Below are 25747 nucleotides of genomic sequence, written 5' to 3'. Positions count from 1 at the left end.
GCTGGCCTTTACATAACCATCCGCAATGGAGGAGACATGGAAACCGTCATGACACCCGGCGCTTCGGCGCCCGCGACCAGCGCAGAAGATCCGCTCTACCGTAAGGTGACCTTGCGGCTGGTGCCTTTCCTGGTGCTCTGCTACGTGGTCGCCTACCTGGACCGCGTGAACGTGGGTTTCGCCAAGCTGCAGATGCTGCAGGACCTGCAATTCAGCGATACGGTCTACGGACTGGGCGCGGGGATTTTCTTCCTGGGCTATTTCCTCTTCGAAGTGCCCAGCAACATCATCCTGCATCGCGTCGGCGCGCGCCGTTGGATCGCGCGCATCATGATCACCTGGGGCATCATTTCGTCCGCGATGATCTTCGTGACGACGCCCGGCATGTTCTATCTGCTGCGCTTCCTGCTCGGCCTGGCGGAAGCCGGATTCTTCCCGGGCATCATCCTGTACCTGACCTACTGGTTCCCGCACGCGCGCCGCGGCCGCATCACCACGTTTTTCATGACCGCGGTGCCTTTGTCGGGATTGATCGGCGGTCCCATTTCCGGCTGGATCATGCATACCTTCCACGGCGACCATGGCATGGCCGGCTGGCAATGGCTGTTCATCCTGGAAGGGCTGCCGTCGATCGTCATCGGCCTGGTCGTGCTGTGGTACCTGGACGACCGCATCAGCCAGGCGAAATGGCTGACCGAGAGCGAGCGCGCGACGCTGGCCCGCAATATCGAGGCGGAAGAGAAAACCAAGCAGGATCCGCCGATCCGCGAAGCGATGACCAAGCCGCGCGTCTGGGCCATGGCCAGCATTTACTTTTCCTTCGTCATGGGGCTGTACGGCGTGGGTTTCTGGATGCCTACGCTGATCCGCAATACCGGCGTGCAGGACCCGCTGATGATCGGGCTGCTGACCGCGGTGCCTAACCTGTTCGCGGTCATCGGCATGATCCTGATCGCACGCAGTTCGGACCGCCAGCACGAGCGCCGCTGGCACCTGGCGATTCCTTCGCTGATCGGGGCGGTGGGGCTGGTGGTATCCGCCATGTATAGCGGCAATACCTGGATCGCCATCCTGGCGCTGACCGTGGCGAACGTGGGCATCTGCACGGTGTTGCCGCTGTTCTGGAGCCTGCCCACCGCCGTGCTGGGCGGGACGGCGGCCGCCGCGGGGATCGCGCTGATCAATTCGGTGAGCAACCTGGCGGGCTTCATCAGCCCGTATCTGGTGGGCTGGCTGAAGGACACGACGGGTTCGACCAACAGCGGTATCTACGTTTTGGCCGCCTGCCTGTGCGCGGGCGCGCTGATCGCCCTGGCCCAACCCGCCAAGCTGGTGAACCGTTAGGCGGCCTTCATCAAGCCGCGTGTTCGACCACCAGTTGCACGGACACGCGGCCGTTCCAGACGTTCTGTTCCAGCCGGTAGGCCACATCCACCGTTTCCGGCAACAGGCGCGTCTGGCCGAACCAGATGGCGTCGAAGCGCTGGTGGCCGCGTTCCAGCGTCAGCTTCAGGTGCTTGTCGCCCAGCAGCCGCTGCGCGCGGATCTGGAACGTGTCCAGGAACAGCGGCGCGGCGAAGCCCGAGCCCCAGACCTGCTGTTGCAGCAAGCCGGCAACGTCGGCGTTGGCATAGCCCGATTCCAGCGAACCATCGGTCTCCAGCACCGGCTCGAAATTGTCCCGCCCCGTCAGTTCGCGCACCGCGGCTTCGAAGGCCGGCGCGAAGCGGGGGAAGTCGCTCCGGCCCACGGTCAGCCCCGCCGCCATGGCATGGCCGCCGAACTTGCGGATCAGCGTGGGGTCGCGCTTGGACACCAGATCCAGCACGTCGCGCAGATGGACGTCCGGGATGGAGCGGCCCGAACCGCGCAGTTCATCCTCGCCCGCGGGCGCGAACGCCAGGGTGGGGCGCCAGAATTGCTCCTTGAGGCGTGAGGCCACCAGGCCGACCACGCCCTGGTGCCAGCTGTCGTCATAGACGCAAACCGTGGCGCCGGCGGCCGCTTGCGCATCCTGCATGGCGGCCATCGCCTGTTCGCGCATCGTTGCTTCGATCGTGCGCCGATCGCGGTTGATGATATCCAGTTCGCGGGCGATTTCCAGCGCGCGCGCTTCATCGTCCGTCGTCAGGCATTCGATGCCCAGGCTCATGTCGGACAGGCGGCCTGCGGCGTTGATGCGCGGCCCCAGCGCGAAGCCCATGTCGAAGGCGTTGGCCGCGCGCGGCTCACGGCCGGCCACGGCATACAAGGCGCGCAGCCCCGCCTGCATGCGGCCGCTGCGTATGCGCTGCAGGCCCTGCGTCACGAGCAGGCGGTTGTTGGCATCGAGCTTGACCACGTCGGCCACCGTGCCCAGCGCCACCAGGTCGGACAGGGCATCCAGGCGTGGGCCGCCGTCGGGCGGATAGACGCCGCGGCGGCGCAGTTCCGCGCGCAGCGCCAGCATCAGGTAGAAGATGACCCCCACGCCGGCCAGGTTCTTGGATGGGAAACCGCAGCCCGGCTGGTTGGGATTGACGATGGCCAGCGCGTCGGGTAGCCGCTCGCCCGGCAGGTGGTGATCGGTGATCAGCACGCCTATGCCGGCGGCATTGGCGCTGGCCACGCCGTCCACGCTGGCGATGCCGTTGTCCACGGTGACGATGAGGTCGGGCTTGCCGGCGTGATGATGGCAGGCTAGCTCCACCACGGCGGGCGACAGGCCATAGCCGGTTTCGAAGCGGTTCGGGACCAGGAAGTCGACGATGGCGCCCATGGCGCGCAACGCCCGCAGCCCCACGGCGCAGGCAGTGGCGCCGTCGCAGTCGTAGTCGGCCACGATAAGCAGGCGCAGCCGCCGCTGGATCGCATCGGCCAGGATCACCGCCGCCTGGTCCGCACAGGTCAGGTGGGCGGGCGGCACCAGCGCGGGCCAGGCCAGGCGGGTCTGGTCGGGATGCGCGACGCCGCGCGCGGCCCACAGGCGCGCCAGCAAGGGATGGATGCCGGCGGCTTCCAGCATGCGGCAGATGGATGGATCGCCGGAGCGTACGGTCAGACGGGGGGAGACCACCAGGCCCTCCAGGATTGTTCGCGCGCCGGCAGCCAGCGCAGCAGCGGATGGCGTGGCCGCAGCGCCAGGGTGGCGCGGCGGTCGCGTCCCAGCAGCGTCAGGTTCAACGCTTCCAGCGGATGGCCCTGGGCGTCGGCCAGCGGCTTCAGTGTTTCGGCATCCAGGCGTTCGATGGCCTGCAACCACGCCGCCCAATCCTCGGCCTGGGACGCCGCGAGCAGGGTCCGCGCGGCGGGTGGCACGGCGGCGGGGGCCGAAGCCGCCGGCGTTGCCGGCCAGGGCAGGGCGCCGCCGTAGAGCCAGATGCCGTTGACCGGCAGTTGGCCGCGCGCCATGCGCTGCTCGTTGACGGGATGGTCGTACCAGGCCATCTGTATTTCATTGAGCAGGCGGCGCCAGGGGCGGGCCGAGGCGTCCTGGGTCCACCAGGTATTGAGCGGCTGGCCCGCCACGACGTCCGGGCTGGCGCTGGGCAGCGCCATGCCGGCCGGAATGGCGACGCGCCAGCGATATGGGCGCAGTGGGATGGCGTCGAATGGCGTGCCGTCGAATAGCGGGCGCGCGGACTCGAACAGGGCCGCGCCTTCGGCGGCGGTCACTTCCAGCGCCTGCGCGGGCACCAGGCTGGCGCGGTCGGTGCCCAGGGCGATGTGGGCAAGGTCGGCAATCCAGACCGGCTCGCCGGCGGAAGATCCGGCAGCCGTCGCGGATGCGGGAGCGCCCACGCCTTCGTCGCCCGACGCCGGATGGTCGTCGCCTTCGGTCGCCAGCAACGGCCCCAGGCCGGCGCCCATGGGCTGTCCGGCGGCCGGGCGGAAACCCGCCTGCTCCAGCCGCCATGCTTCATAAGGAGTGCAGCCGTGGTCGTGGGGATCGAAGGAAGCCTGCCGGCCGGCGCCAAGGCGCATCCAGGCGTACAGGGTCGGGGCCACCGTGGGCAGCCGCTTGGCCAGCTCCGCGGCGATGGGCGCGCTGGGGGGCAGCACGCCGGGAAGGACGATTTGCATGGCCGGGATTGTAGTGCGCCCGGTCGCGGGGCCGTTAATGCCATAATGCGCGGGTGCTGAAAATACCTTACGAATTGTGGATAGGCGCCCGCTATGCGGGCATGGCCCGCATCCGTCAGCGTCGCGGGCGTCGCGACCGCTTCATATCGTTCATCGCCGCCAGTTCGATGGCGGGCATCGCCCTGGGCGTAGCCGCGCTGATCATCGTGCTTTCGGTGATGAACGGCTTCCAGAAAGACGTGCGCGACCGCATGCTTTCGGTGCTGCCGCACATCGAGCTGTACGTGCCGGGCGGCAATCCCGAGAACATCCTGAACCAGTGGCAGGCCCTGGCCAAGGCGGCCGAGAGCAACAAGGAAGTCCGTGCGGCGGCGCCTTTCGTCGCGGCCCAGGGCATGCTGGTGCGTGGGCAGGCGCTGCGCGGCGTGCAGGTGCGCGGTATCGATCCGCAAACCGAAGGCCACGTGTCGGATATCCCGCGGCAGATGGTGGCCGGCAAGCTCGATGACCTCAAGCCGGGGTCGTTCGGCGTGGTGTTGGGCCGCGACCTGGCCTCCGACCTGGGCCTGCAGGTGGGCGACACGGTGCTGCTGCTGGCGCCGCAGGCCTCCATCAGTCCCGCCGGATTCGCGCCGCGCATGCGCCAGTTCACGGTGGTGGGGGTGTTTTCCTCCGGGCATTACGAATACGATTCCTCGCTGGCCTTCGTCGACGATCAGGATGCGGCCAAGGTGTTCCGCGACAGCGGCACCGCCGGCGTGCGCCTGCGCATCGACGATATGCAGCGCGCGCCGCAGGTCGCCGCCGAGCTGGCCAGGCAGTTGCCGCCCTACGTCACCGCCAGCGACTGGACGCGCAACAACCGGACGTGGTTCGCCGCGGTGCAGACCGAAAAGCGCATGATGTTCCTGATCCTGGCGCTGATCGTCGCGGTGGCCGCCTTCAACCTGCTGTCGTCGCTGGTCATGGCGGTGAAGGACAAGCAATCGGATATCGCCATCCTGCGTACCCTCGGGGCCAGTCCCGGCGAGGTCGCGCGTATCTTCCTGGTGCAGGGGGCGCTGATCGGCATCGTGGGCACGCTGCTGGGCGTGGTCGGCGGCATGCTGATCGCCTACAACATCGAGACCATCGTGCCGTTCATCGAACGCCTGCTGGGCATCCATTTCCTGCCGCGGCAGATCTACTTCATCAGCGAACTGCCGTCGGATCCCGAGATGGCCGACATCGTCACCATCGGCGTGACATCGCTGGTGCTGTCCCTGCTGGCCACGCTATACCCGAGCTGGCGCGCGTCGCGCCTGCAACCTGCCCAGGTGCTGCGCCATGACTGATTACGCGCTGCATGCCGAAAACCTGACCAAGGTGTACGACGAAGGTCCCGCGCGCATCGAGGTCCTGCGCGACGTCAGCGTGTCGATCCGGCGGGGTGAAATGCTGGCCATCGTCGGCGCGTCGGGCTCGGGCAAGAGCACGCTGCTGCACATACTCGGGCTGCTGGACGTGCCGAGCCACGGCACCGTGATGGTCGACGGCGTCGATGCCGCCGGGCTGGCGGAGGGCGCCAAGAGCGCGCTGCGCAACCGCGCGCTCGGCTTCGTCTATCAATTCCATCATCTGCTGGCGGAGTTCTCCGCGCTCGACAACGTGGCGATGCCGCTGATCGTGCGGCGCATGGACCGCGACGCCGCGCGCAAACAGGCGCAGGCGGTGCTCGAACAAGTCGGCCTGGCGGCGCGCGCGTTGCACTTTCCGGGGCAGTTGTCCGGCGGCGAACGGCAGCGCGTGGCCCTGGCCCGGGCGCTGGTCACACGGCCGGTCTGCGTGCTGGCGGACGAACCCACCGGCAACCTGGACCGGAATACCGCGCAAAGCATGTTCGAATTGCTGGTCCGCGTGAACAAGGAATCGGGTACGGCCTTTGCTATCGTCACGCACGACCGCGAACTGGCCAGCCGCGCCGACCGGCAACTCGCCATGGAGCAGGGCCGTCTGGTGTAGCGGCAAACGGGCACCAGGAGTCCCCATGCTGATCGACACCCACTGCCATCTCGATGCCCAGGAGTTCGACCAGGACCGCATGCAGGTCGTGGCCCGCGCCGTCGAAGTTGGCGTGCGGGCGGTGGTGATCCCGGCCGTGGGCCGTGGGAATTTCCAGGCGGTGCGTGACTTGGCGCACGCCATGCCCGGCGGCGCCTATGCCTTGGGCATCCATCCCTTATTCGTGAACGCGGCCTGGGATGACGATCTCACGGCGCTGCGTGACGCCGTCGAAGCGGCGATGGACGATCCACGCTTCGTCGCCATCGGCGAAATCGGCCTCGATTTCTTCGTCAAGGAAATCGCCAGCGGCGAAGCCCGCGACAAACAGGAGCGTTATTACGCCGCGCAACTCGACCTGGCGGCCGAATTCGGCCTGCCGGTGCTGTTGCATGTCCGTCGATCGCAGGACATCGTGCTCAAGCACCTGCGCCGGCAGCCGGGCGTGCGTAGCGGTATCGCGCATGCCTTCAACGGCAGCGAACAGCAGGCGCGCGGTTTCGTCGACCTGGGCTTCGCGCTCGGGATAGGCGGCGCGATGACTTTCCCGCGGTCGCTGCAGATACGCCGGCATGCGCAGCAACTGGGATTGGAACATCTGGTCCTGGAAACGGATTCGCCGGATATCCCGCCGGCATGGCTGCACGAGCCCGATCGCCGCAACACGCCCGCGCAAGTCGCCGGCGTGGCACAGGCGCTGGCGGAACTGCGCGGCACCGATGCGGCGGCGGTGACGGCAGGGACGGCGGCAACCGCCCTGCGGGTATTGCCCCGCCTGGTCCCGGTCGTCGCCTGATCCTCCCGGATTCCAACGGAATTTGGAAAAAACATTCCCGCTTATGCGGGTTTATACCTAGTCCTTGGCGGCGCAGAATGCAGTTCATGGGGAACAGCAACGGACGCCGCGAACCACGCTCACGGAGCAAAAACGGTGTCCGGCCCTTCCAACTAACAGGACCAGGAGTACCGTCATGAAGATCAAGACCATCGCCACCGCCGTCATTCTGTCGTTTGCCGCCATCGGCGCCGCCCAGGCCCGCACCCCGCGCGGCGATACGGACAACCAGCCCTTCCAAGGGACCTACGGCCAGGACCAGGCCAGCGCCAGCCGCGCCCAGGTGCTGGCTGAACTGGAGCAAGCCCGCAGCGCCGGCTTGACTGGCAACAACGGTGATATCGACAACGCGCCCTTCGTCGCCCAACAGGACAGCGGCGTGACGCGCGCGCAGGTGGCCGCCGCCGCGGTCGACCATGCCGGCAGCAGCACCGACATCGCCTTCGGCGACATCGACAACCAGCCGTTCCAGGGCGCTTGATGCGCCTGGTGGGGAACCGGTCTGGCGGATGAATGATCGCCAGGCGCTTCCCTGACCGTCCGGCTCGCTTTCGGGCCATGCGTGTTTCGTAGTACGTGTGGCCAGGAAGTCCTGGCCATGCGGATTTGCTGTCCGCATGGTTGCCCCGGTGAGAGGCGGGGTTGCTGTGTAGTAGCCCTCTCGTGCAGTACCGGCCCCGCGCAAGCGGGGCCGCCTTTTTTTGCGCGCTGCCCGCACCACGGCAGCAGTGCGTCGTTTCCATCCTGTTTTCGCTTTTCGAGCGCGCCCGCGCGGCTAGCATGCTTTCGGTTCGCGGGAGACGGAATGGAAGGGCGTCTGGCCATGCTGGTATTCATCGCGTCGATCGCCGGCGTGCAGACTATGGCGGCGCTGCCTTCCCCGCCTGTGCGCTGGGTCTTGGGCTGTCTCGCCGGCTCGGCCTTGGTGCTGCGGTGGCGTCTACGCGCGACCTCATCCGGCCACCCGGCTTGTGCGCCATGGTTGCGCGCCGCCCTGTTATGCGCTTGCACCGGCGGTGCTGGCGCGCTGTATGCCATCGAACGAGCGCAATGGCGCCTCGACGACGCCTTGCCGCCCGATCAGGAAAACCACGTGGCGCGCGCGACCGTGCGCGTCGTTTCGCTGGTGGAGTCGTCACCCGATGCGCTGCGCTTCGACGCTGAAGTCCTGGCTTCGGCGCCGGCGGCGTTGCCACGCCGGCTGCGGGTGTCATGGCCCTTGCCGATCCATGGCGACGCCAGTGTGTCGCGTCCGGTGATTCCGGGACAGCACTGGAAGATGGCGCTGGTGCTCAAGCGTCCGCATGCATTGCAAAACCCGCACGCGCCCGACGGTGAAGCGCGCATGTTCCAGCTCGATGTGCGGGCCACCGCCACCGTGCGCGGCAAGCCGCAAAGCGTGCTGGACGAAGGCTATCGCTTCGGGATGATCGGCATCCATCGCGCGCGGCATACATTGCGGCAACGCATGCGGTCGCTGCTGGGCGACACGCGTCATGGCGCCGTGGTCATCGCGTTGGCCTTGGGTGACCAGGCCGGCGTGGCGCGCGACGATTGGCGGGTCTTCAATGCGACGGGTATCACGCACCTGGTTTCCATCAGCGGCCTGCACGTGACGCTGGTCGCGGGCATGGCAGGCAGCGCGGTCGCGTGGGGTTGGCGGCGTGTGCGCTGGCGCGGCATGTGCCTGGCGGAGCGTATGCCCGCGGCGCTGGCCGGCATTGCGGTAGCGCTGTTCATCGCGTGGCTGTATTGCCTGATGGCCGGGTGGGGCATCCCCGCGCGGCGCACCTTCTTCATGTTGGCGGTGGCTGGCGGGTCGGCCTTGCTGCGCCTGCCCCTGTCGCGCGACGCCGTGTTGCTGTTCGCGGCCTGTGTGGTCGTCGCCTTCGATCCCTGGGCGCCGATCGCGCCGGGGTTCTGGTTGTCGTTCGGCGCCGTCGTCGCGGTGCTGGCGTGGGGGCATGGGGCGCGCGACGCTGACCTTGTCGGCCCCGGCAATGCCGAGCGCGGCGCGGGCGTATGGCGTTGCCGTCAATGGCTGCGCAATTGCGCGCGGGCGGGCCGGCTGCAATGCGTGGTCACATTGAGCCTCACGCCGGTACTCGCATTCCTGACGCAGCAAGTGTCGATGGCTTCGCCGCTGGCCAATGCGATCGCCATCCCGACGGTCAGCCTGATCGTGACGCCGCTCGCCTTGTTATGCGCGGCCCTGTGCGCGCTGGCGGGCCTCGTACCTGGCGCGATCGGTCCGGCGGCGTGGGCGGGGGCGAGCGCGCAATCGGTATTCGGCCTGGTGATGCGCTGGATCGATAGCCTGGCGGCACAGGGGTGGTCCGTATGGGACGTGGCCGCGCCGCCGCTGATCCTGCTCGCCCTGGCCGCGATCGGCATCGCATGGGCCTTGCTGCCGCCGGCCATGACGTCGCGCCGATGGGCCTGGCTGCTGATCGTGCCGGCGTTGTGCTGGCGGCCGGCCCGTCCGGCGGAAGGCGAATGGCGGTTGACCGCGCTGGACGTGGGGCAGGGCGGCGCGGTGGTGGTGGAGACCGCCACGCATGCCCTGGTCTTCGATAGCGGTCCCTTGCACCGCAACGGTACGGACGGCGCGCAACGGGTCTTGTGGCCTTATCTGCGGGCACGCGGCATCCGCCGCATCGACACACTGGTCATCTCCCATGCCGACGATGATCACGCCGGGGGCCTGGATAGCCTGCTGCGCGCAGTGCCGGTGGACCAGGCCTATGCGTCGTTCGATGTGGCGCGGCGCGTGCGGCGGGACGCCCGCCTGCGCGGATTGGCGGACGAGGCACCGTTGCCGGCCGTATCCGGCCCTTGCGAGGCGGGCCAGGCATGGGAGGTGGACGGCGTGCGTTTTGCTTTTCTGCATCCGCGGGCGCCGACAGCTGCCCGCGAGGCGGCGCGTCCACGCAAGGCCCGGCGGGGGCGTGCCGCCGGTTCGAACGCGGACGGCTGCGTCCTGCTGGTGGAAGGGCGGCATCACCGGGCGTTGCTCCCCGGGGACGTGGGGGTGGCGCAGGAGAACGACTTCGTCCTGGCCCTGCCGCCCATCGACGTGATGGTGGCGCCGCATCATGGTTCGAAGACTTCCTCCGGCGCCGCGCTGGTGGAGGCGTCGCAGGCACGCCATGTCGTCGCGCAGGTCGGCTACTCGAACCGCTTTCAGCATCCGGCCCCGGCCGTGGAGCGGCGCTGGCGGCGCGCCGGGGCATCATTCTGGCGCACCGATCATCATGGCGCGGTGATCGCGACTTCGGGCGCGGATGCCTTGGTGGTCCGGTGCCAGCGCACGCTGGGGCGGCGGTACTGGCATGCGGCCATGTAGCGCGACGGCGTGTCGCGGCCTTGCGATAACATGGTTTGTCCTGCCGTCCATCCGGAGCACCCATGCAGACCCCCCGCCTAGATTTCGTGACCTGCGCCAGCCCGGCTGGCATGCACCGCATGGCGTACTGGGAATGGGGCGATCCAGAAAACGACAAGGTATTGCTGTGCGTGCATGGTCTCACGCGTACCGGTCGCGACTTCGACACCCTGGCACGGCGGCTTTCCAGTGAATATCGCGTGGTGTGCCCGGACGTGGTGGGGCGGGGCGCTTCGGATTGGCTGTTGAACCCGGCTTACTACACCGTGCCGCAGTATGTCGGCGACATGGTCACCTTGCTCGCCCGCCTGCGCCCGGCCACCCTGCACTGGGTGGGCACATCGATGGGCGGCCTGATCGGCATGGTCCTGGCCGGCTCCGCGACCATGTCGGCGCGGGCTCGCGCGGCCGGCAAGGCCGGCGGCGGTCCGTTGCAGGGGCCGGGATTGCGTTTCGACAAGATGATCCTGAACGATGTCGGGCCGCGCCTGGCGCCCGACGCCCTGGCGCGCATCGGCCAGTACGTGGGGCAGGGCCAGGAATTCGGCAGCTTCGAAGAGGCCGTGGCCTACCTGCGCCAAGTGTCGGCGGCGTTCGGCGACCATACGGATGAGCAATGGCGCGAGCTCGCCGCCCATGTGTTCCTGCGGCGCGGCGACCGTTGGGTCAAGCACTATGACCTGGGGCTGGCCGTCCCCTTCGCGGTCCAGGACGGCGCGGCGCTGGCGGCCGGCGAGCAGGTGCTTTGGCATTCCTATGAGGCCATCGATTGCCCCATCCTGGTCCTGCGCGGCCAGCATTCGGACCTGTTGAGCGCCGAGACCGCGCGCGAAATGGCCCGTCGCAACCCCGCCGCGCGCGTCGTGGAGGTGCCCGGCGTTGGCCATGCGCCGACCTTGATGGACGACGGGCAGATCGAACCCGTCGCCGCTTTTTTACGCGCCTGACTGACACACCCTGGCCGGCCGCCTACAATACGGTCATGGGACTCTCAACCGCACATAACGTCGATCTGCATTGCCATTCCACCGTTTCGGATGGCGTGCTGTCGCCCCGCGACGTCGCCTTGCGCGCGCGGGCCAACGGCGTGGACGTCTGGGCGCTCACCGATCACGACGAGATCGGCGGGCTGGCAGAGGCCGCCGACGCGGCGCGGGAAGCGGGCCTGCGGTTCGTGACGGGAGTGGAGATTTCCGTCACCTGGGCCAATCAGACAGTGCATATCGTCGGCCTGGGATTCGACCCCCTGAACCAGGCTTTGCGTGACGGCTTGCGCCGGACGCGAGCCGGCCGGGCCGACCGGGCACGGCGCATAGGCGAAAACCTGGCGCGCATGGGTATGCCAGGCGCGTTTGAAGGCGCCTTGCCCTTCGCCGGCAATCCGGAGCTGATCAGCCGCACGCACTTTGCCCGCTATCTGGTCGAGGCCGGGTTCTGCCCCGACGTCCAGACCGTCTTCAACAAATACCTGGGCGACGATTGCCCGGGGCAGGTGGCGATCCAGTGGGCGACGCTGGCCGATGCCGTGAGCTGGATCCACGATGCGGGCGGGCGCGCCGTGGTGGCTCATCCGGGCCGCTACAAGTACACGCCCCTGCAAACCGCGGCCCTGTTCGATGAGTTCCAGGCCTTGGGCGGCGAAGGGGTCGAAGTCACCACCGGCAGCCACAATTCCGACGAATGCCGCCGTTACGCCGATGTGGCGCGGGAGCGCTCGTTGCTGGCTTCGCGCGGGTCCGACTTCCACAGCCCCCATGAAAGCCGGGTCGACCTCGGCAGGCTGCCGCCTCTGCCCGCTGATCTGAAGCCGGTCTGGCACGACTGGTTCTGACAGCATCTCGCGGCGGCCCGCCCCGGGCCGCCCAGGCAATCGAATCCGCCATGAACAAAGCATTTGTCAAAGAGTCCGACCAGGACGAAGACGACGATATTCCGCAGGCCCAGGCGCTACCGCCCGGCACGCGCAACTACATCACGCCGCAAGGCTATGCGCGGCTGCGCGATGAGCTTACCCACCTGATGAACGTCGAGCGGCCGTCCGTCGTCCAGGTCGTCTCCTGGGCCGCCTCCAATGGCGACCGCTCTGAAAACGGTGACTACCTCTACGGCAAGAAACGCCTGCGCGAGATCGACCGCCGCATGCGCTTCCTGACGCGGCGCCTGGATATCGCGGAAGTGGTGGATCCGGCCGTGCAGCCCAATCGGGACCAGGTGTTTTTCGGCGCTCGTGTGCTCTATCTGGACAAGGCCGGGCAGGAGCATGAGGTCACCATCGTCGGGGTGGACGAGGCCGAGCCGCTGGCGGGCAAGATCAGCTGGATATCTCCGGTCGCCCGGGCGCTGCTCAAGGCCAGGGAAGGGGACACCGTGACGCTGCGTACGCCCGGCGGGGTGGAAAGCCTGGATATCCTGGAAGTCCATTACCCGGAAGCCGGCTAGGCGCACCGGCAAGGCAGGGTGGGGACGGCGGACAAAACCGTCCCGGCGCGCCGGAAACGCCGGCCGTAACGGGTAAAATCCAGTTTTTGCCCTTCCCACTACGGCGCCCGCATCGTGTCCATCGTTCAGTACCTCCCCGGCTCGTCTGTCCTGTCCAACTTTCGCCGTGAGCGCGTGCTCGCCCAACTGAAACAGGCCGGGCTGCCCGTCGCGGATGTCTCCGCCCGCTACGAGCATTTCGTGCTGTGCGATGCCCCGTTGTCGGCGGCGGACCAGCAAAGGCTGGCCGACCTGCTGGACTACGGCGATCCCTATGAAGGCGCCGAACCCGCCAAGGCCATGGTGCTGCGGGTCATTCCGCGGCTGGGCACGATTTCGCCGTGGGCCAGCAAGGCCACCGATATCGCCCATAACTGCGGGTTTTCCTCCGTACGCCGTATCGAACGCGGCGTGCGCTACATGCTCACGCCGGAGCGCGGGCTGCTCGGCGCCAAGTCCTTCGACGACGCCATGCTGGCGCGCGCGGCCGCCTGCCTGCACGACCGTATGGTGGAAACCGTGGTCGACGCCCAGTTCGATGGCCAGGCCCTCTTCGCCGCGGTGGAAGGCCGTGCCATGCGCACCGTGCCGGTGCTGGCCCAGGGGCGCGCCGCGCTGGAGCAGGCCAATACCACGCTGGGCCTGGCGCTTTCCGACGACGAAATCGAGTACCTGGCGGAAGCCTTCGCCCGGTTGGAGCGCGATCCCACCGACGTCGAGCTCATGATGTTCGCCCAGGCCAATAGCGAGCATTGCCGCCACAAGATTTTCAACGCCCAGTGGGTCATAGACGGCCAGGCGCAGGACAAGACGCTGTTCGGCATGATACGGGCCACGCACGCCGCCCAGCCCGGCGGCACCGTGGTGGCGTATTCCGACAACGCCGCCATCATGGAAGGCGGCATGGCGCAGCGCTTCCACGCGGACGCCGCCGGCACATCGGACGACGCGCTGACGTACCGGCGCCGGGACGCCGTCGTCCATACGCTGATGAAGGTGGAAACGCACAACCATCCCACCGCCATTGCACCGTTCCCTGGCGCATCCACCGGCGCCGGCGGGGAAATCCGCGACGAAGGCGCCACCGGGCGTGGTTCCAAGCCCAAGGCCGGGCTGACGGGTTTCACCGTCTCGCATCTGCGTTTCGACGATGCGCCGCAGCCCTGGGAAAGCGATCATCACGGGCTGCCGGACCGCATCGCCTCGCCGCTGTCCATCATGATCGACGGCCCCTTGGGCGGCGCCGCGTTCAATAACGAATTCGGCCGGCCCAACCTGCTGGGTTACTTCCGGACTTTCGAGCAGACCGCGGGCGGTACGCGCTGGGGATACCACAAGCCCATCATGATCGCCGGCGGCCTGGGCAGTATCGATGCCGGCTTGACCCACAAGGAAAAGATTCCGCCCGGCGCCTTGCTGATCCAGTTGGGCGGCCCCGGCCTGCGTATCGGCATGGGCGGCGGCGCGGCGTCCAGCATGGGCGTCGGCAGCAATAGCGCCGACCTCGATTTCGATTCGGTCCAACGAGGTAACCCGGAAATCGAGCGGCGTGCCCAGGAAGTCATCGACCGCTGCTGGCAGCAGGGCGGCAACAATCCCATTCTGGCCATCCATGACGTCGGCGCTGGCGGCTTGTCCAATGCCTTCCCCGAACTGGTCAACGATGCGGGCCGCGGTGCGGTCTTCGACCTGAAGCGCGTGCCGGTGGAAGAGTCCGGCATGTCGCCGGCCGAGATCTGGAGCAACGAATCGCAGGAACGCTATGTCCTGGCGATCATGCCGGACGACCTGGCCCGCTTCGACGAAATCGCGAAGCGCGAGCGTTGCCCCTACGCGGTGGTCGGCGTGGCCACGGAAGAACGGCAACTGCGTGTGGTGCAGGGCGAAGGCCTGCCGGGCGTCGATCCCCAGGGGCAGGCCGCGGGGCCGGTGCGCCCGGTGGACGTGCCCATCGACGTCATCCTGGGCAAGCCGCCACGCATGACGCGCGACGTCCAGCGCCTGCCCGGCGTTGCCGAGCCGCTGGACCTGGCCGGCATCGAGTTGACCGAAGCTGCCTATCGCGTGTTGCGCCACCCCACCGTGGCCAACAAGACCTTCCTGATCACCATCGGCGACCGCAACGTCGGTGGGCTGTCGTCGCGCGACCAGATGGTCGGTCCCTGGCAGGTGCCCGTCGCCGACTGCGCGGTCACCTTGTCCGACTACGAAGGCTTTCGCGGCGAAGCCATGGCGATGGGCGAACGCACGCCTATCGCCATGATCAACGCGCCCGCGTCGGGCCGCATGGCCGTGGCCGAAGCGCTGACCAATCTGGCGGCGGCCGACGTACGCCAGGTCGAACACATCAAGCTGTCGGCGAACTGGATGGCCGCCTGCGGCGTGGCCGGCCAGGACGCCGCGCTGTACGACACCGTGTCCGCGGTCAGCGAGCTGTGCCAGACGGTCGGCCTGTCCATCCCGGTGGGCAAGGACTCCTTGTCCATGAGGACCTCCTGGTCGCAGGACGGGGAGCAGCGCCAGGTGGTCTCTCCCGTTTCGCTGATCGTCACCGCCTTCGCGCCGGTCGAGGACGCGCGCGCGAGCCTGACGCCGCGCCTGCGCACCGACGCGGGCGATACCGTATTGATCATGATCGATCTTGGCCGCGGCCTGCATCGCATGGGCGGCTCCATCCTGGCGCAGGTGTACAACCAGGTTGGCACGGAAGCGCCGGACATCGATGTGCCGCAGGACCTGCGGGCCTTCTTCATCACCATACGGACGTTGGCCGAGGCCGGCACGCTGCTGGCCTATCACGACCGCTCCGATGGCGGCCTGTTCGCCACGATTTGCGAAATGGCCTTCGCCGGCCATACCGGCGTGTCTGTCAACCTGGACATGCTGACCTTCGATGCCAACTCCGCCGATTGGGGCGATTACAAGATCCGTCCCGAGCAGGTGGCCGTGCAGCGCGAAGAACTCACGCTCAAGGCCTTGTTCTCGGAGGAAGCCGGCGCGGTCATCCAGGTGCCGGCATCCCAGCGCGATGCCGTCATGCAGGTGCTGCGCGGCGCCGGCTTGTCCAAATTCGCCCATGTCATCGGCGGCCTGAACAACAGCGATGAGGTCGAGTTCTATCGCGATGGCCGCAAGATCTGGGGCCAGCCGCGCGCCGAACTGGGCCGCGCGTGGAGCGAGACCAGCTATCGCATCATGGCGCGGCGGGACAACCCTGTCTGCGCGCAGGCCGAATTCGACGTGTGGCAGGACAAGGAAGATCCCGGCTTTACGCCGCTGGTCACCTTCGACCCCCAGGAAGACGTGGCGGCGCCCTACATCGCCACCGGCAAGCGTCCGCGCGTCGCCATCCTGCGCGAGCAGGGCTGCAACAGCCAGGTGGAAATGGCCTGGGCCTTCGACACCGCCGGCTTCGAGGCGGTCGACGTGCACATGACGGACCTGCTCACCGGCCGCGTCGACCTGCGCACCGTCAACGGCATGGTGGCCGTGGGCGGTTTCAGCTATGGCGACGTCCTGGGCGCCGGTGAGGGCTGGGCGCGCACCATCCGCTTCCACAATCAACTGGCCGACCAGTTCGCCGCGTTCTTCGGCCGCCAGGATACCTTCGGCCTGGGCGTGTGCAACGGCGCGCAGATGTTCGCTGCGCTCGCCAGCATGATCCCTGGCGCGCAGGCCTGGCCGCGCTTCACGCGCAACCTGTCGGAAAAGTACGAAGCCCGCCTGGCCATGGTGGAGATCGCCGAATCGCCCTCGATTTTCTTTGCGGGAATGGCGGGTACCCGTACGCCCGTGGCGGTTGCGCATGGCGAAGGCTATGCGAACTTCGCGCGGCAGGGCGATCCGGCCAAGACCATCGTCGCGGCGCGCTTCGTCGACAATCGCGGCGCCCAGACCGAAACCTATCCCTATAACCCCAATGGCAGCCCGGGTGGCATCACCTCGGTTACCACGCCGGACGGGCGCTTCACCGCGATCATGCCGCACCCGGAGCGGGTCACCCGCAACGTCATGATGTCCTGGGCGCCGGAAAAATGGGGCGAGCGCGACAGCGGCGGCGCGTTCAGTCCGTGGATGCGGGCCTTCCGCAATGCCCGTGTCTGGATGAAGTAATCTAAAGGAACTTCCATGAACGCACGAGTCCCCGATTCCGCGCATTCCGGTCCCATCGATCCGCAGGCCCTGCAGGCCTATGTCGACCAGAAATGGGACCACGAAATCCTGCCGGCGCTGACCGACTACATCGCGATCCCCGCCAAGAGTCCCGCGTTCGACGCGGACTGGGAAGCCAATGCCTATATCGAGCGCGTGGTGCGCGATGCCGCGCAGTGGGTGGAGGCGCAGAAGGTTGGCGGCCTGAAGCTGGAGGTCGTGCGCCTGCCCGGCCGCACGCCGGTAATCTTCTTCGACGCGCCCGCGACGCGTGCGGACAACGGCGACACCGTGCTGCTGTACGGCCACCTGGACAAGCAACCCGAATTCTCCGGCTGGCGCGCCGGGCTGGGCCCGTGGACGCCCAAGTATGAAGACGGCAAGCTGTATGGCCGGGGCGGCGCCGATGACGGTTACGCCATCTATGCGTCCCTGACCGCCATCCTGGCGCTGGACAAACAGGGCATTCCGCGGCCGCGCTGCGTCGGCATCGTCGAAACCTGTGAGGAATCCGGCAGCTATGACTTGCTGCCCTATGTGGATGCCTTGCGCGAACGCCTGGGCAATGTCGCGCTGGTGGTCTGCCTGGATTCCGGCGCCGGCAATTACGACCAGTTGTGGATGACGACGTCGCTGCGCGGTATGGTATCGGGCACGCTGGAAGTGCAGGTGCTGGACGAAGGCGTCCATTCCGGCGATTCCAGCGGCGTCGTGCCCTCCAGTTTTCGCATCCTGCGCCATCTGCTGGATCGCCTGGAAGACAGTGGCACCGGCCGCCTGCTGCCGCAGAGCTTCCATTGCGAAATCCCCGCCGAGCGCATCGAGCAGGTCCATGCGACGGCCAAAATATTGGGTGACGAAGTCTGGCGCCGCTTCCCCTGGAGCTGCGGCGCCGACGGCGGCTTCGTGCTGCCGATGACGACCGAGCCGGAAGAAGCCTTGTTGAACCGCACGTGGCGGCCCACCTTGTCGGTCACGGGCGCCGATGGCCTGCCGCCGCTTTCGAACGCGGGCAACGTCCTGCGTCCGCGCACCGCGTTCAAGCTGTCGCTGCGCCTGCCGCCGCTGGTCGACGCGGTCGCCGCTGCCCAGGAGCTGAAATCCCTGCTGGAGCGCGACGCCCCGTACAACGCCAAGGTCATCTTCAAGCCCAGCGAAGGGCAGGCCACAGGATGGAACGCGCCGGCTTCGCAGCCGTGGCTGAGCGCGGCGCTGGACGCGGCGTCCCAACAGTACTACGGCGCACCCTGCGGCTATATCGGCCAGGGCGGCACCATCCCCTTGATGAATACGCTGCAGCAAGGCTTTCCCAAGGCGCAGTTCATGGTCTGCGGCGTGCTCGGCCCCAAGTCGAACGCGCACGGGCCGAATGAATTCCTGCACGTGCCGTATGGCAAGAAGCTGACCGCCGCTGTGGCGCAGACCATCGCGGCCATGCCGGCGGCCTGAGCGGTGCCGGTGTCAGCGGATGCCGCCATCGCCGCCACCCAGGCGTGGCTGGCGCGCGCCGTCATCGGTCTGAACCTCTGTCCCTTCGCCAAGGCCGTGCATGTGAAGGGACAGATACGCTATGTCGCCAGCGCGGCCGCCGATGCGACAGCGGTCGCCACCGATCTCGAAGGCGAACTCCGCCTGCTGGCCGGCAGCGATCCTGTAAGCATCGATACGACGCTGCTTATCCTGCTGTCCGCCCTGCGGGATTTCGCCGAGTACAACGATTTCCTGACCCAGGCCGACCGTATCCTCAAGCGACTGCGTCTGCGAGGCGTCCTGCAGATCGCCAGCTTCCACCCGGACTACCAGTTCGCCGACACCGAGCCGGACGATATCGAGAACTGCACGAATCGCTCGCCGTATCCCATCCTGCACCTTCTGCGCGAAGACAGCATTGCGCGGGCCGTGGATGCCTATCCGGATCCTGACGATATCTACGAACGCAATCAGGACACCATGCGCCGCCTGGGATGGGAAGGCTGGCGCAAGCTGATGACGGGCGAATAGGGCAGGCCGCTACCGCCGCCGGGCGCTCAGGACGACTGGGCGGCGGCGCCGGCCGTGGCGGCCGGCGCGAAGAAGCGCGCTTTCAGTTCATCCAACCCGATGCGCTCCAACATGGCATTCAGCCGTTCGCTTGCCCGCCGTTGTGGCGAATTCTTGTGCTGGGCAATGATCAGCTCGTTTTTCATCGAGTGCTCCCAGCCGACCAGTTCCGTCACGCTGACCTGGTAGCCATGGGCTTCCAGTTGCAGGCAACGCAGCACGTTGGTCACCTGGCTGCCGAACTCCCGCGTATGCAGCGGATGACGCCAGATTTCCGAAAGGGGGTCGCCCATGACGCTCTTCTTGTTCCGCCGCAGCACCGACGCGACTTCCGCCTGGCAGCAGGGCACCACCACGATATAGCGCGCCTGCTTGCGCAGCGCGAAGCGGATGGCGTCGTCCGTCGCCGTGTCGCAGGCGTGCAGGGCGGTCACCACATCCACCGACGCCGGCAGTTCGGTCGATTCGGTGGCCTCGGCCACCGACAGGTTCAGGAAGGACATGCCGCCCGCGAAGCCCAGCCGCTGCGCCAGTTCGCGCGTATGGCTCACCAGCGCCTCGCGCGTTTCGATGCCGTAGATATGCGAGCCGTCTCGCAGATCCTTGAAGAACAGGTCGTAGAGGATGAAGCCCAGATAGGACTTGCCCGCGCCGTGGTCGACCAGCGAGATATCGCGGCCTTCTTCCTTGAGGCTCTTGAGCAGCGGTTCGATGAACTGGAACAGGTGATAGACCTGCTTGAGCTTGCGCCGGCTGTCCTGGTTCATCTTGCCGTCGCGCGTCAGGATGTGGAGCTCCTTCAGCAGCTCGATAGACTGGCCGGGGCGGATTTCGTAGGTATTGGACATGTTGCGCGGAAAGACAAGCCGGCGTCGCGCGCCGGCACGGGCTCATTTTACTTGGCGGGATTCCTGGTCCCAATAATAAGGGACGCAACTTTGAAAGCCTGGGAAACGCCCCATTTACTTCGCCTCTCCGTCCCTTGCGCTTTCCGTATGGCAAGGCGAATATAGCGGGCGGAGTTCCGCGTGCGTAGTGTTGTCACGCTACCGGAAGCGCGTGTATCGCGCTCGTCGGCCTGGCTTACCCGGTCCGGCCGGCCGCGGATGGTCCCATCCCTGGAGAAAATCGTGCCTCGCAAGACCCCCATCGAGAATTACCGCAACATCGGTATCAGCGCGCACATCGACGCTGGCAAGACCACGACCACCGAGCGCATTCTTTTCTATACCGGGGTGAACCACAAAATTGGCGAGGTGCACGACGGCGCCGCCACCATGGACTGGATGGAGCAGGAGCAGGAGCGCGGCATCACGATCACGTCGGCCGCGACGACCGCCTTCTGGCGTGGCATGGCCGGCAACTATCCCGAACACCGCATCAACATCATCGACACCCCGGGACACGTGGACTTCACCATCGAAGTCGAACGCTCCATGCGCGTGCTCGACGGTGCGTGTATGGTCTACGACTCGGTGGGCGGCGTGCAGCCGCAGTCCGAAACCGTCTGGCGCCAGGTCAACAAATACAAAGTCCCGCGCATCGCGTTCGTCAACAAGATGGACCGTGTCGGCGCGGACTTCTTCCGCGTGCAGCGGCAGATCGGCGAACGCCTGAAGGGCGTCGCGGTGCCCATCCAGATTCCGGTCGGCGCCGAAGACCATTTCCAGGGCGTCATCGACCTGGTCAAGATGCAGGCCATCATCTGGGACGATGCCAGCCAGGGCGTCAAGTTCCAGTACGCCGACATCCCGGCCGAGCTGCGCGAGCAGGCCCAGGAATGGCACGACAAGATGGTCGAGGCCGCCGCCGAGGCCAACGAAACCCTGCTGGACAAGTACCTGGGCGGCGAAACGCTGACCGAAGACGAAATCAAGCAGGGCCTGCGCTCGCGCACCATCGCCAACGAGATCGTCCCCATGCTGTGTGGCAGCGCCTTCAAGAACAAGGGCGTGCAGGCCATGCTGGACGCCGTCATCGATTACCTGCCGTCGCCGGTGGACGTGCCCGCCATCAAGGGCCATGACGATCACGACAAGGAGATCGAGCGCCATCCCGCCGACGATGAAAAGTTCTCGGCGCTGGCCTTCAAGATCATGACCGACCCCTTCGTCGGCCAGCTGGTGTTCTTCCGCGTCTATTCCGGCGTGGTGAATTCCGGCGACACGGTGCTGGTCTCCAGCAAGGGCAAGAAAGAACGCCTGGGTCGCCTGCTGCAGATGCACGCCAACGAGCGCAAGGAAATCAAGGAAGTGCGCGCGGGCGATATCGCGGCCGCGGTGGGCTTGAAGGACGTCACGACCGGCGACACCCTGTGCGATCCGGCGCAGGCCATCGTCCTGGAAAAGATGATCTTCCCCGAGCCGGTGATCTCGCAGGCGGTGGAGCCCAAGACCCAGGCCGACCAGGAAAAGATGGGCGTCGCCCTGAATCGCCTGGCCCAGGAAGACCCGTCGTTCCGCGTCCACACCGACGAGGAATCCGGCCAGACGATCATTTCCGGCATGGGCGAATTGCACCTGGAAATCCTGATCGACCGGATGAAGCGCGAATTCGGTGTCGAAGCCACGGTCGGCAAGCCGCAGGTCGCGTATCGGGAAACCGTGCGCGCGACCGCGACCGATGTCGAAGGCAAGTTCGTCAAGCAGTCGGGCGGTCGCGGCCAGTACGGCCACGCGGTCATCACGCTGGCGCCGAACGAGCCGGGCAAGGGCTATGAATTCGTCGACGCCATCAAGGGCGGCGTCATCCCGCGCGAATACATCCCTGCCGTCGACAAGGGCATCCAGGACACCTTGAAGTCCGGCATCCTGGCGGGCTACCCGGTGGTAGACGTCAAGGTCACGCTGACCTTCGGTTCGTACCACGACGTGGACTCCAACGAAAACGCCTTCCGCATGGCGGGCTCCATGGCCTTCAAGGAAGCCATGCGGCGTGCCAAGCCGGTGCTGCTGGAGCCCATGATGCACGTCGAAGTCGAAACCCCCGAGGACTTCATGGGCAACGTCATGGGCGACCTGTCCTCGCGGCGCGGCATGGTGCAGGGCATGGACGACATCGCGGGCGGGGGCGGCAAGCTGGTGCGGGCCGAAGTCCCGCTTTCCGAGATGTTCGGCTACTCCACGACGCTGCGCTCCCTGAGCCAGGGCCGGGCGACGTACACCATGGAGTTCAAGCATTACGCCGAAGTGCCGCGCCAGATCGCCGAGGAAGTCATGGCGTCCAAGGGTGGCAAGTAATCGGGACGGTGGCGCCGGGCCAGATCCCTGGCCCGGCCTGTCGGACGCCGGCGCGGTTCCCCGGCGGGGCCGCCCGGCGGGTGTTGCGCGGGCGCGCCGCGCGTATAACCGCATACCGCGGTATGTTAGGGGTTACACCTAGAAATTCCAGACGGAACGCGTATAATCTTGCTTTGCGCCCGGAGTTTCCCATGCGTCTCATCCAAACCGCGCTCACCTTCGACGACGTTCTGTTGGTGCCCGCGTTCTCCCAGGTGCTGCCGCGCGACACGTCGCTGGCCACCCGCCTCACTCGCAACATCACCCTGAACATTCCGCTCGTGTCCGCCGCCATGGACACCGTGACGGAGTCGCGCCTGGCGATCGCCATGGCACAGGAAGGCGGGATCGGCATCATCCACAAGAACCTGACGGCGGATGAACAGGCCCGGGAAGTCGCCCGCGTGAAGCGGCACGAATTCGGCATCGTGATCGACCCGATCACCGTGACGCCGCAGATGAAGGTCCGCGACGCGATTGCCCTGCAGAAGCAGCATGGCATCTCCGGCCTGCCGGTGGTGGAAGGGCGCAAGGTGGTCGGCATCGTCACCAACCGCGACCTGCGCTTCGAGACCCGCCTGGACGAACCCCTGCGCACCATCATGACCCCGCAGGAACGCCTGGTGACCATGCGCGAAGGCGCCACGCTGGACGAAGCCCAGCACCTGATGCACAAGCATCGCCTGGAGCGGGTCCTGATCGTCAACGATGCCTTCGAATTGCGTGGCCTGGCCACCGTCAAGGACATCGTCAAGAACACCGCGCATCCGCAAGCCAACAAGGATGCCCTGGGCCAATTGCGCGTCGGCGCCGCTGTCGGCGTGGGCGCGGGCACGGAAGAACGCGTTGAAAAACTGGTCGCCGCCGGCGTCGACGTCATCATCGTCGATACCGCCCACGGCCATTCCCAGGGCGTGCTGGAAGGCGTGCGCTGGGTCAAGAAGAACTACCCCAAGGTCGACGTCATCGGCGGCAATATCGCCACCGCGGAAGCCGCCCGCGCCTTGCTGGAATACGGCGCCGACGGCGTCAAGGTCGGCATCGGCCCGGGCTCCATCTGCACAACGCGCGTCGTTGCCGGCGTGGGCGTGCCGCAGATCACCGCCATTTCCGACGTCGCCAAGGCGCTGGAAGGCACGGGCGTCCCGCTGATCGCCGATGGCGGCATCCGCTACTCTGGCGACGTCGCCAAGGCCCTGTCGGCCGGCGCTTTCGCTTGCATGATGGGTGGCATGTTTGCCGGCACCGAAGAAGCCCCGGGCGAAGTGGTCCTGTTCCAGGGCCGTTCGTACAAGTCGTATCGTGGCATGGGCAGCCTGGGGGCGATGGCGGATGGCTCGGCCGACCGCTACTTCCAGGATCCCGCCAACAACGCCGACAAGCTGGTGCCGGAAGGTATCGAAGGCCGCGTCCCGTACAAGGGCAGCGTGCTGCAGATCATCTACCAACTGGCCGGCGGCGTGCGTGCCTCCATGGGTTATTGCGGCTGCGCCACCATCGACGAGATGCGCACCAAGACCCAATTCGTGCAGATCACGTCCGCGGGTTTCCGCGAATCGCACGTCCACGACGTGCAGATCACCAAGGAAGCGCCGAACTACCGCGCCGATTGATATCCGGCGCACCGCCATGCAGCATCCGCGCACCGGAGGAAGCCCGCTTCCCGCCGGTGCGCTTTTCTATTTAGAGCCAACCATGCACCAGCGCATTCTGATCCTCGATTACGGTTCACAGGTCACCCAGCTTATCGCCCGCCGCGTGCGCGAAACCGGCGTGTACTGCGAAATCCACCCCGGCGACGTCGGCGACGATTTCGTGCGCGAACAGCAATCGCAGGGGCTGAAAGGCATCATCCTGTCCGGCAGCCACGCCTCGGCCTATGACGAGGGCTCGCTGCGCGTGCCGCAGGCCGTGTTCGAAGTCGGCGTTCCCGTCCTGGGCATCTGCTACGGCATGCAAAGCATGGCGCAGCAACTGGGCGGCAAGGTCGAGTGGTCGGACCATCGTGAATTCGGCTACGCCGAAGTCCGTGCGCATGGCCACACGCGCCTGCTGACGGATATCGAGGACTTCACCACGCCCGAAGGCTACGGCATGCTGAAGGTCTGGATGAGCCACGGCGACAAGGTCACCCAGCTGCCCCCGGGCTTCAAGCTGATGGCCTCCACGCCGTCCTGCCCCATCGCCGGCATGGCGGACGAAGAGCGCGGCTTCTACGGCGTGCAGTTCCATCCTGAAGTCACCCACACCATCCAGGGCAAGGCCCTGCTGGAACGCTTCGTTCGCGATATCGCGGGTTGCCAGGGCGACTGGAACATGCCCGACTACGTCTCCGAAGCCGTGCAGCGCATCCGCGAGCAGGTCGGCGACGACGAGGTCATCCTGGGCCTGTCCGGTGGCGTCGATTCGTCCGTGGCCGCGGCCTTGATCCACAAGGCCATCGGCGATCAGCTGACCTGCGTCTTCGTCGATCACGGCCTGCTGCGCCTGGACGAAGGCAAGCAGGTCATGCAGACCTTCGCCGAAAACATGGGCGTGAAGATCCTGCACATCGACGCCAGCGAACAGTTCATGGGCAAGCTGGCGGGCGTGTCGGATCCCGAGGCCAAGCGCAAGATCATCGGCCGCGAGTTCGTCGAAGTCTTCCAGGCCGAAGCCGGCAAGCTGAAGGCGGCCAAGTGGCTGGCGCAGGGCACGATCTATCCCGACGTCATCGAGTCGGCCGGCGCGAAAACCGGCAAGGCCGTGGCGATCAAGTCGCACCATAACGTCGGTGGGCTGCCGGAAACGCTGAACCTGAAGCTGCTGGAGCCGCTGCGCGAATTGTTCAAGGACGAAGTGCGCGAACTCGGCGTGGCGCTGGGCCTGCCGCATTCGATGGTGTATCGCCATCCGTTCCCCGGGCCGGGGCTGGGCGTGCGTATCCTGGGCGAGGTGAAGACCGAATACGCCGACCTGCTGCGTCGCGCGGACGCGATCTTCATCGAGGAATTGCGCAGCACGCTGGATCCGGTCAGCGGCAAGTCCTGGTATGACCTGACGTCGCAGGCCTTCGCCGTGTTCCTGCCGGTGAAGTCGGTGGGGGTGATGGGCGATGGGCGGACGTATGACTATGTCGTTGCGCTGCGCGCGGTGCAGACGTCGGACTTCATGACCGCGGATTGGGCGCCGTTGCCTTATCCCTTGCTGGCGAAAGTCAGCGGGCGGATTATCAATGAGGTGCGGGGGATCAATCGGGTTGTGTATGACGTGAGCAGCAAGCCGCCTGCGACGATTGAGTGGGAGTGATTTGACGTCCTTCGAGGACTATCACTAGCTATCGAAAAACTGCCATGACGTATTGATCTAGAACAAATACGTCACGGCAGCAACAGCTCGCCGCGACAGCGCGCGGCAGCAGTGTGTCTTGGGAGATTGGTCGGCAACGAGGGGTGTCAATTTCGTAGGGAAAATGTTTTCTACGCGCTCCGTTACATC

General features: G+C 66.6%; 18 protein-coding genes. 15 read left to right on the top strand and 3 right to left on the bottom strand.

Annotated features, from left to right (window positions below; all coding sequences use genetic code 11):
- Positions 1 to 36 precede the first annotated feature (36 nt).
- Entirely contained in the window at positions 37 to 1344 is a 1308-nt protein-coding gene (locus tag CAL12_RS17120; RefSeq protein ID WP_086065739.1) for an MFS transporter, read from the top strand.
- Between the two features lie 10 nt (positions 1345 to 1354).
- Here CAL12_RS17120 and recJ read toward each other — a convergent pair whose 3' ends face one another.
- Positions 1355 to 3055 (bottom strand): single-stranded-DNA-specific exonuclease RecJ, encoded by a 1701-nt coding sequence (gene recJ / locus CAL12_RS17115; RefSeq protein WP_086065738.1) that lies wholly within the window; start codon positions 3053 to 3055, stop codon positions 1355 to 1357.
- The gene (locus tag CAL12_RS17110; RefSeq protein ID WP_086065737.1) at positions 3037 to 4062 is read right to left on the bottom strand and encodes a hypothetical protein; all 1026 of its coding nucleotides are present in this window, start codon (positions 4060 to 4062) and stop codon (positions 3037 to 3039) included. Before CAL12_RS17110 ends, recJ begins: the two co-directional genes overlap by 19 nt.
- A 101-nt stretch (positions 4063 to 4163) precedes the next feature.
- Here CAL12_RS17110 and CAL12_RS17105 point away from each other — a divergent pair, with 101 nt between their 5' ends.
- The 11 genes from CAL12_RS17105 to CAL12_RS17055 all read left to right on the top strand — a co-directional run bounded on the left by CAL12_RS17105 (position 4164) and on the right by CAL12_RS17055 (position 18953).
- Entirely contained in the window at positions 4164 to 5396 is a 1233-nt protein-coding gene (locus tag CAL12_RS17105) for a lipoprotein-releasing ABC transporter permease subunit (RefSeq protein WP_232464912.1), read from the top strand.
- Positions 5389 to 6063, top strand: coding sequence for an ABC transporter ATP-binding protein (locus CAL12_RS17100; RefSeq protein ID WP_086065735.1), 675 nt, complete (start codon positions 5389 to 5391; stop codon positions 6061 to 6063). The genes CAL12_RS17105 and CAL12_RS17100 overlap by 8 nt, the downstream gene beginning before the upstream one ends.
- 25 nt (positions 6064 to 6088) lie before the next feature.
- Positions 6089 to 6898 (top strand): TatD family hydrolase, encoded by an 810-nt coding sequence (locus CAL12_RS17095; RefSeq protein WP_086065734.1) that lies wholly within the window; start codon positions 6089 to 6091, stop codon positions 6896 to 6898.
- Between the two features lie 175 nt (positions 6899 to 7073).
- A complete protein-coding gene (locus CAL12_RS17090) occupies positions 7074 to 7418 on the top strand; it encodes a DUF4148 domain-containing protein (RefSeq protein WP_086065733.1) in 345 nt (114 codons plus the stop codon).
- 324 nt (positions 7419 to 7742) lie between these two features.
- Complete coding sequence (locus tag CAL12_RS17085) at positions 7743 to 10283, top strand: DNA internalization-related competence protein ComEC/Rec2 (RefSeq protein WP_232464553.1); 2541 nt, start codon at positions 7743 to 7745, stop codon at positions 10281 to 10283.
- A gap of 62 nt (positions 10284 to 10345) precedes the next feature.
- Positions 10346 to 11269, top strand: a complete 924-nt coding sequence (locus tag CAL12_RS17080) for an alpha/beta fold hydrolase (RefSeq protein WP_086065732.1) — start codon at positions 10346 to 10348, stop codon at positions 11267 to 11269.
- A gap of 35 nt (positions 11270 to 11304) precedes the next feature.
- Positions 11305 to 12153 carry a 3',5'-nucleoside bisphosphate phosphatase gene (locus tag CAL12_RS17075; protein WP_086065731.1) on the top strand — a complete coding sequence of 283 codons (849 nt, stop codon included), beginning with the start codon at positions 11305 to 11307 and terminating at the stop codon, positions 12151 to 12153.
- Between the two features lie 50 nt (positions 12154 to 12203).
- Positions 12204 to 12761 (top strand): transcription elongation factor GreB, encoded by a 558-nt coding sequence (greB, locus tag CAL12_RS17070; RefSeq protein ID WP_086065730.1) that lies wholly within the window; start codon positions 12204 to 12206, stop codon positions 12759 to 12761.
- Positions 12762 to 12875: 114 nt separating this feature from the next.
- Positions 12876 to 16913: a phosphoribosylformylglycinamidine synthase gene (gene purL, locus CAL12_RS17065; protein ID WP_086065729.1), complete on the top strand. Its 4038-nt coding sequence runs from the start codon at positions 12876 to 12878 to the stop codon at positions 16911 to 16913.
- A gap of 15 nt (positions 16914 to 16928) precedes the next feature.
- Complete coding sequence (locus tag CAL12_RS17060) at positions 16929 to 18401, top strand: M20 family metallopeptidase (RefSeq protein WP_086065728.1); 1473 nt, start codon at positions 16929 to 16931, stop codon at positions 18399 to 18401.
- Between the two features lie 3 nt (positions 18402 to 18404).
- Entirely contained in the window at positions 18405 to 18953 is a 549-nt protein-coding gene (locus CAL12_RS17055; RefSeq protein ID WP_086065727.1) for a DUF1415 domain-containing protein, read from the top strand.
- Positions 18954 to 18979: 26 nt separating this feature from the next.
- Here the strand turns inward: CAL12_RS17055 and CAL12_RS17050 are convergent, their stop codons facing one another.
- Complete coding sequence (locus CAL12_RS17050) at positions 18980 to 19840, bottom strand: class I SAM-dependent methyltransferase (RefSeq protein WP_086065726.1); 861 nt, start codon at positions 19838 to 19840, stop codon at positions 18980 to 18982.
- Positions 19841 to 20122: 282 nt separating this feature from the next.
- Here CAL12_RS17050 and fusA point away from each other — a divergent pair, with 282 nt between their 5' ends.
- The 3 genes from fusA (at position 20123) to guaA (ending at position 25558) form a co-directional block, all read left to right on the top strand.
- Positions 20123 to 22231, top strand: a complete 2109-nt coding sequence (fusA, locus tag CAL12_RS17045; RefSeq protein WP_086067949.1) for an elongation factor G — start codon at positions 20123 to 20125, stop codon at positions 22229 to 22231.
- A gap of 191 nt (positions 22232 to 22422) precedes the next feature.
- Entirely contained in the window at positions 22423 to 23883 is a 1461-nt protein-coding gene (gene guaB / locus CAL12_RS17040) for an IMP dehydrogenase (RefSeq protein ID WP_086065725.1), read from the top strand.
- An 82-nt stretch (positions 23884 to 23965) separates the two neighbouring features.
- Positions 23966 to 25558: a glutamine-hydrolyzing GMP synthase gene (gene guaA, locus CAL12_RS17035; RefSeq protein WP_086065724.1), complete on the top strand. Its 1593-nt coding sequence runs from the start codon at positions 23966 to 23968 to the stop codon at positions 25556 to 25558.
- Positions 25559 to 25747 lie beyond the last annotated feature (189 nt).

The organism is Bordetella genomosp. 8 (genome assembly GCF_002119685.1).
In the GTDB taxonomy this organism is placed as follows: Bacteria; Pseudomonadota; Gammaproteobacteria; order Burkholderiales; family Burkholderiaceae_B; genus Bordetella_C.
The sequence above is the reverse complement of the archived record's forward strand: the minus strand, read 5'-3'. Positions and strand labels throughout refer to the sequence as shown.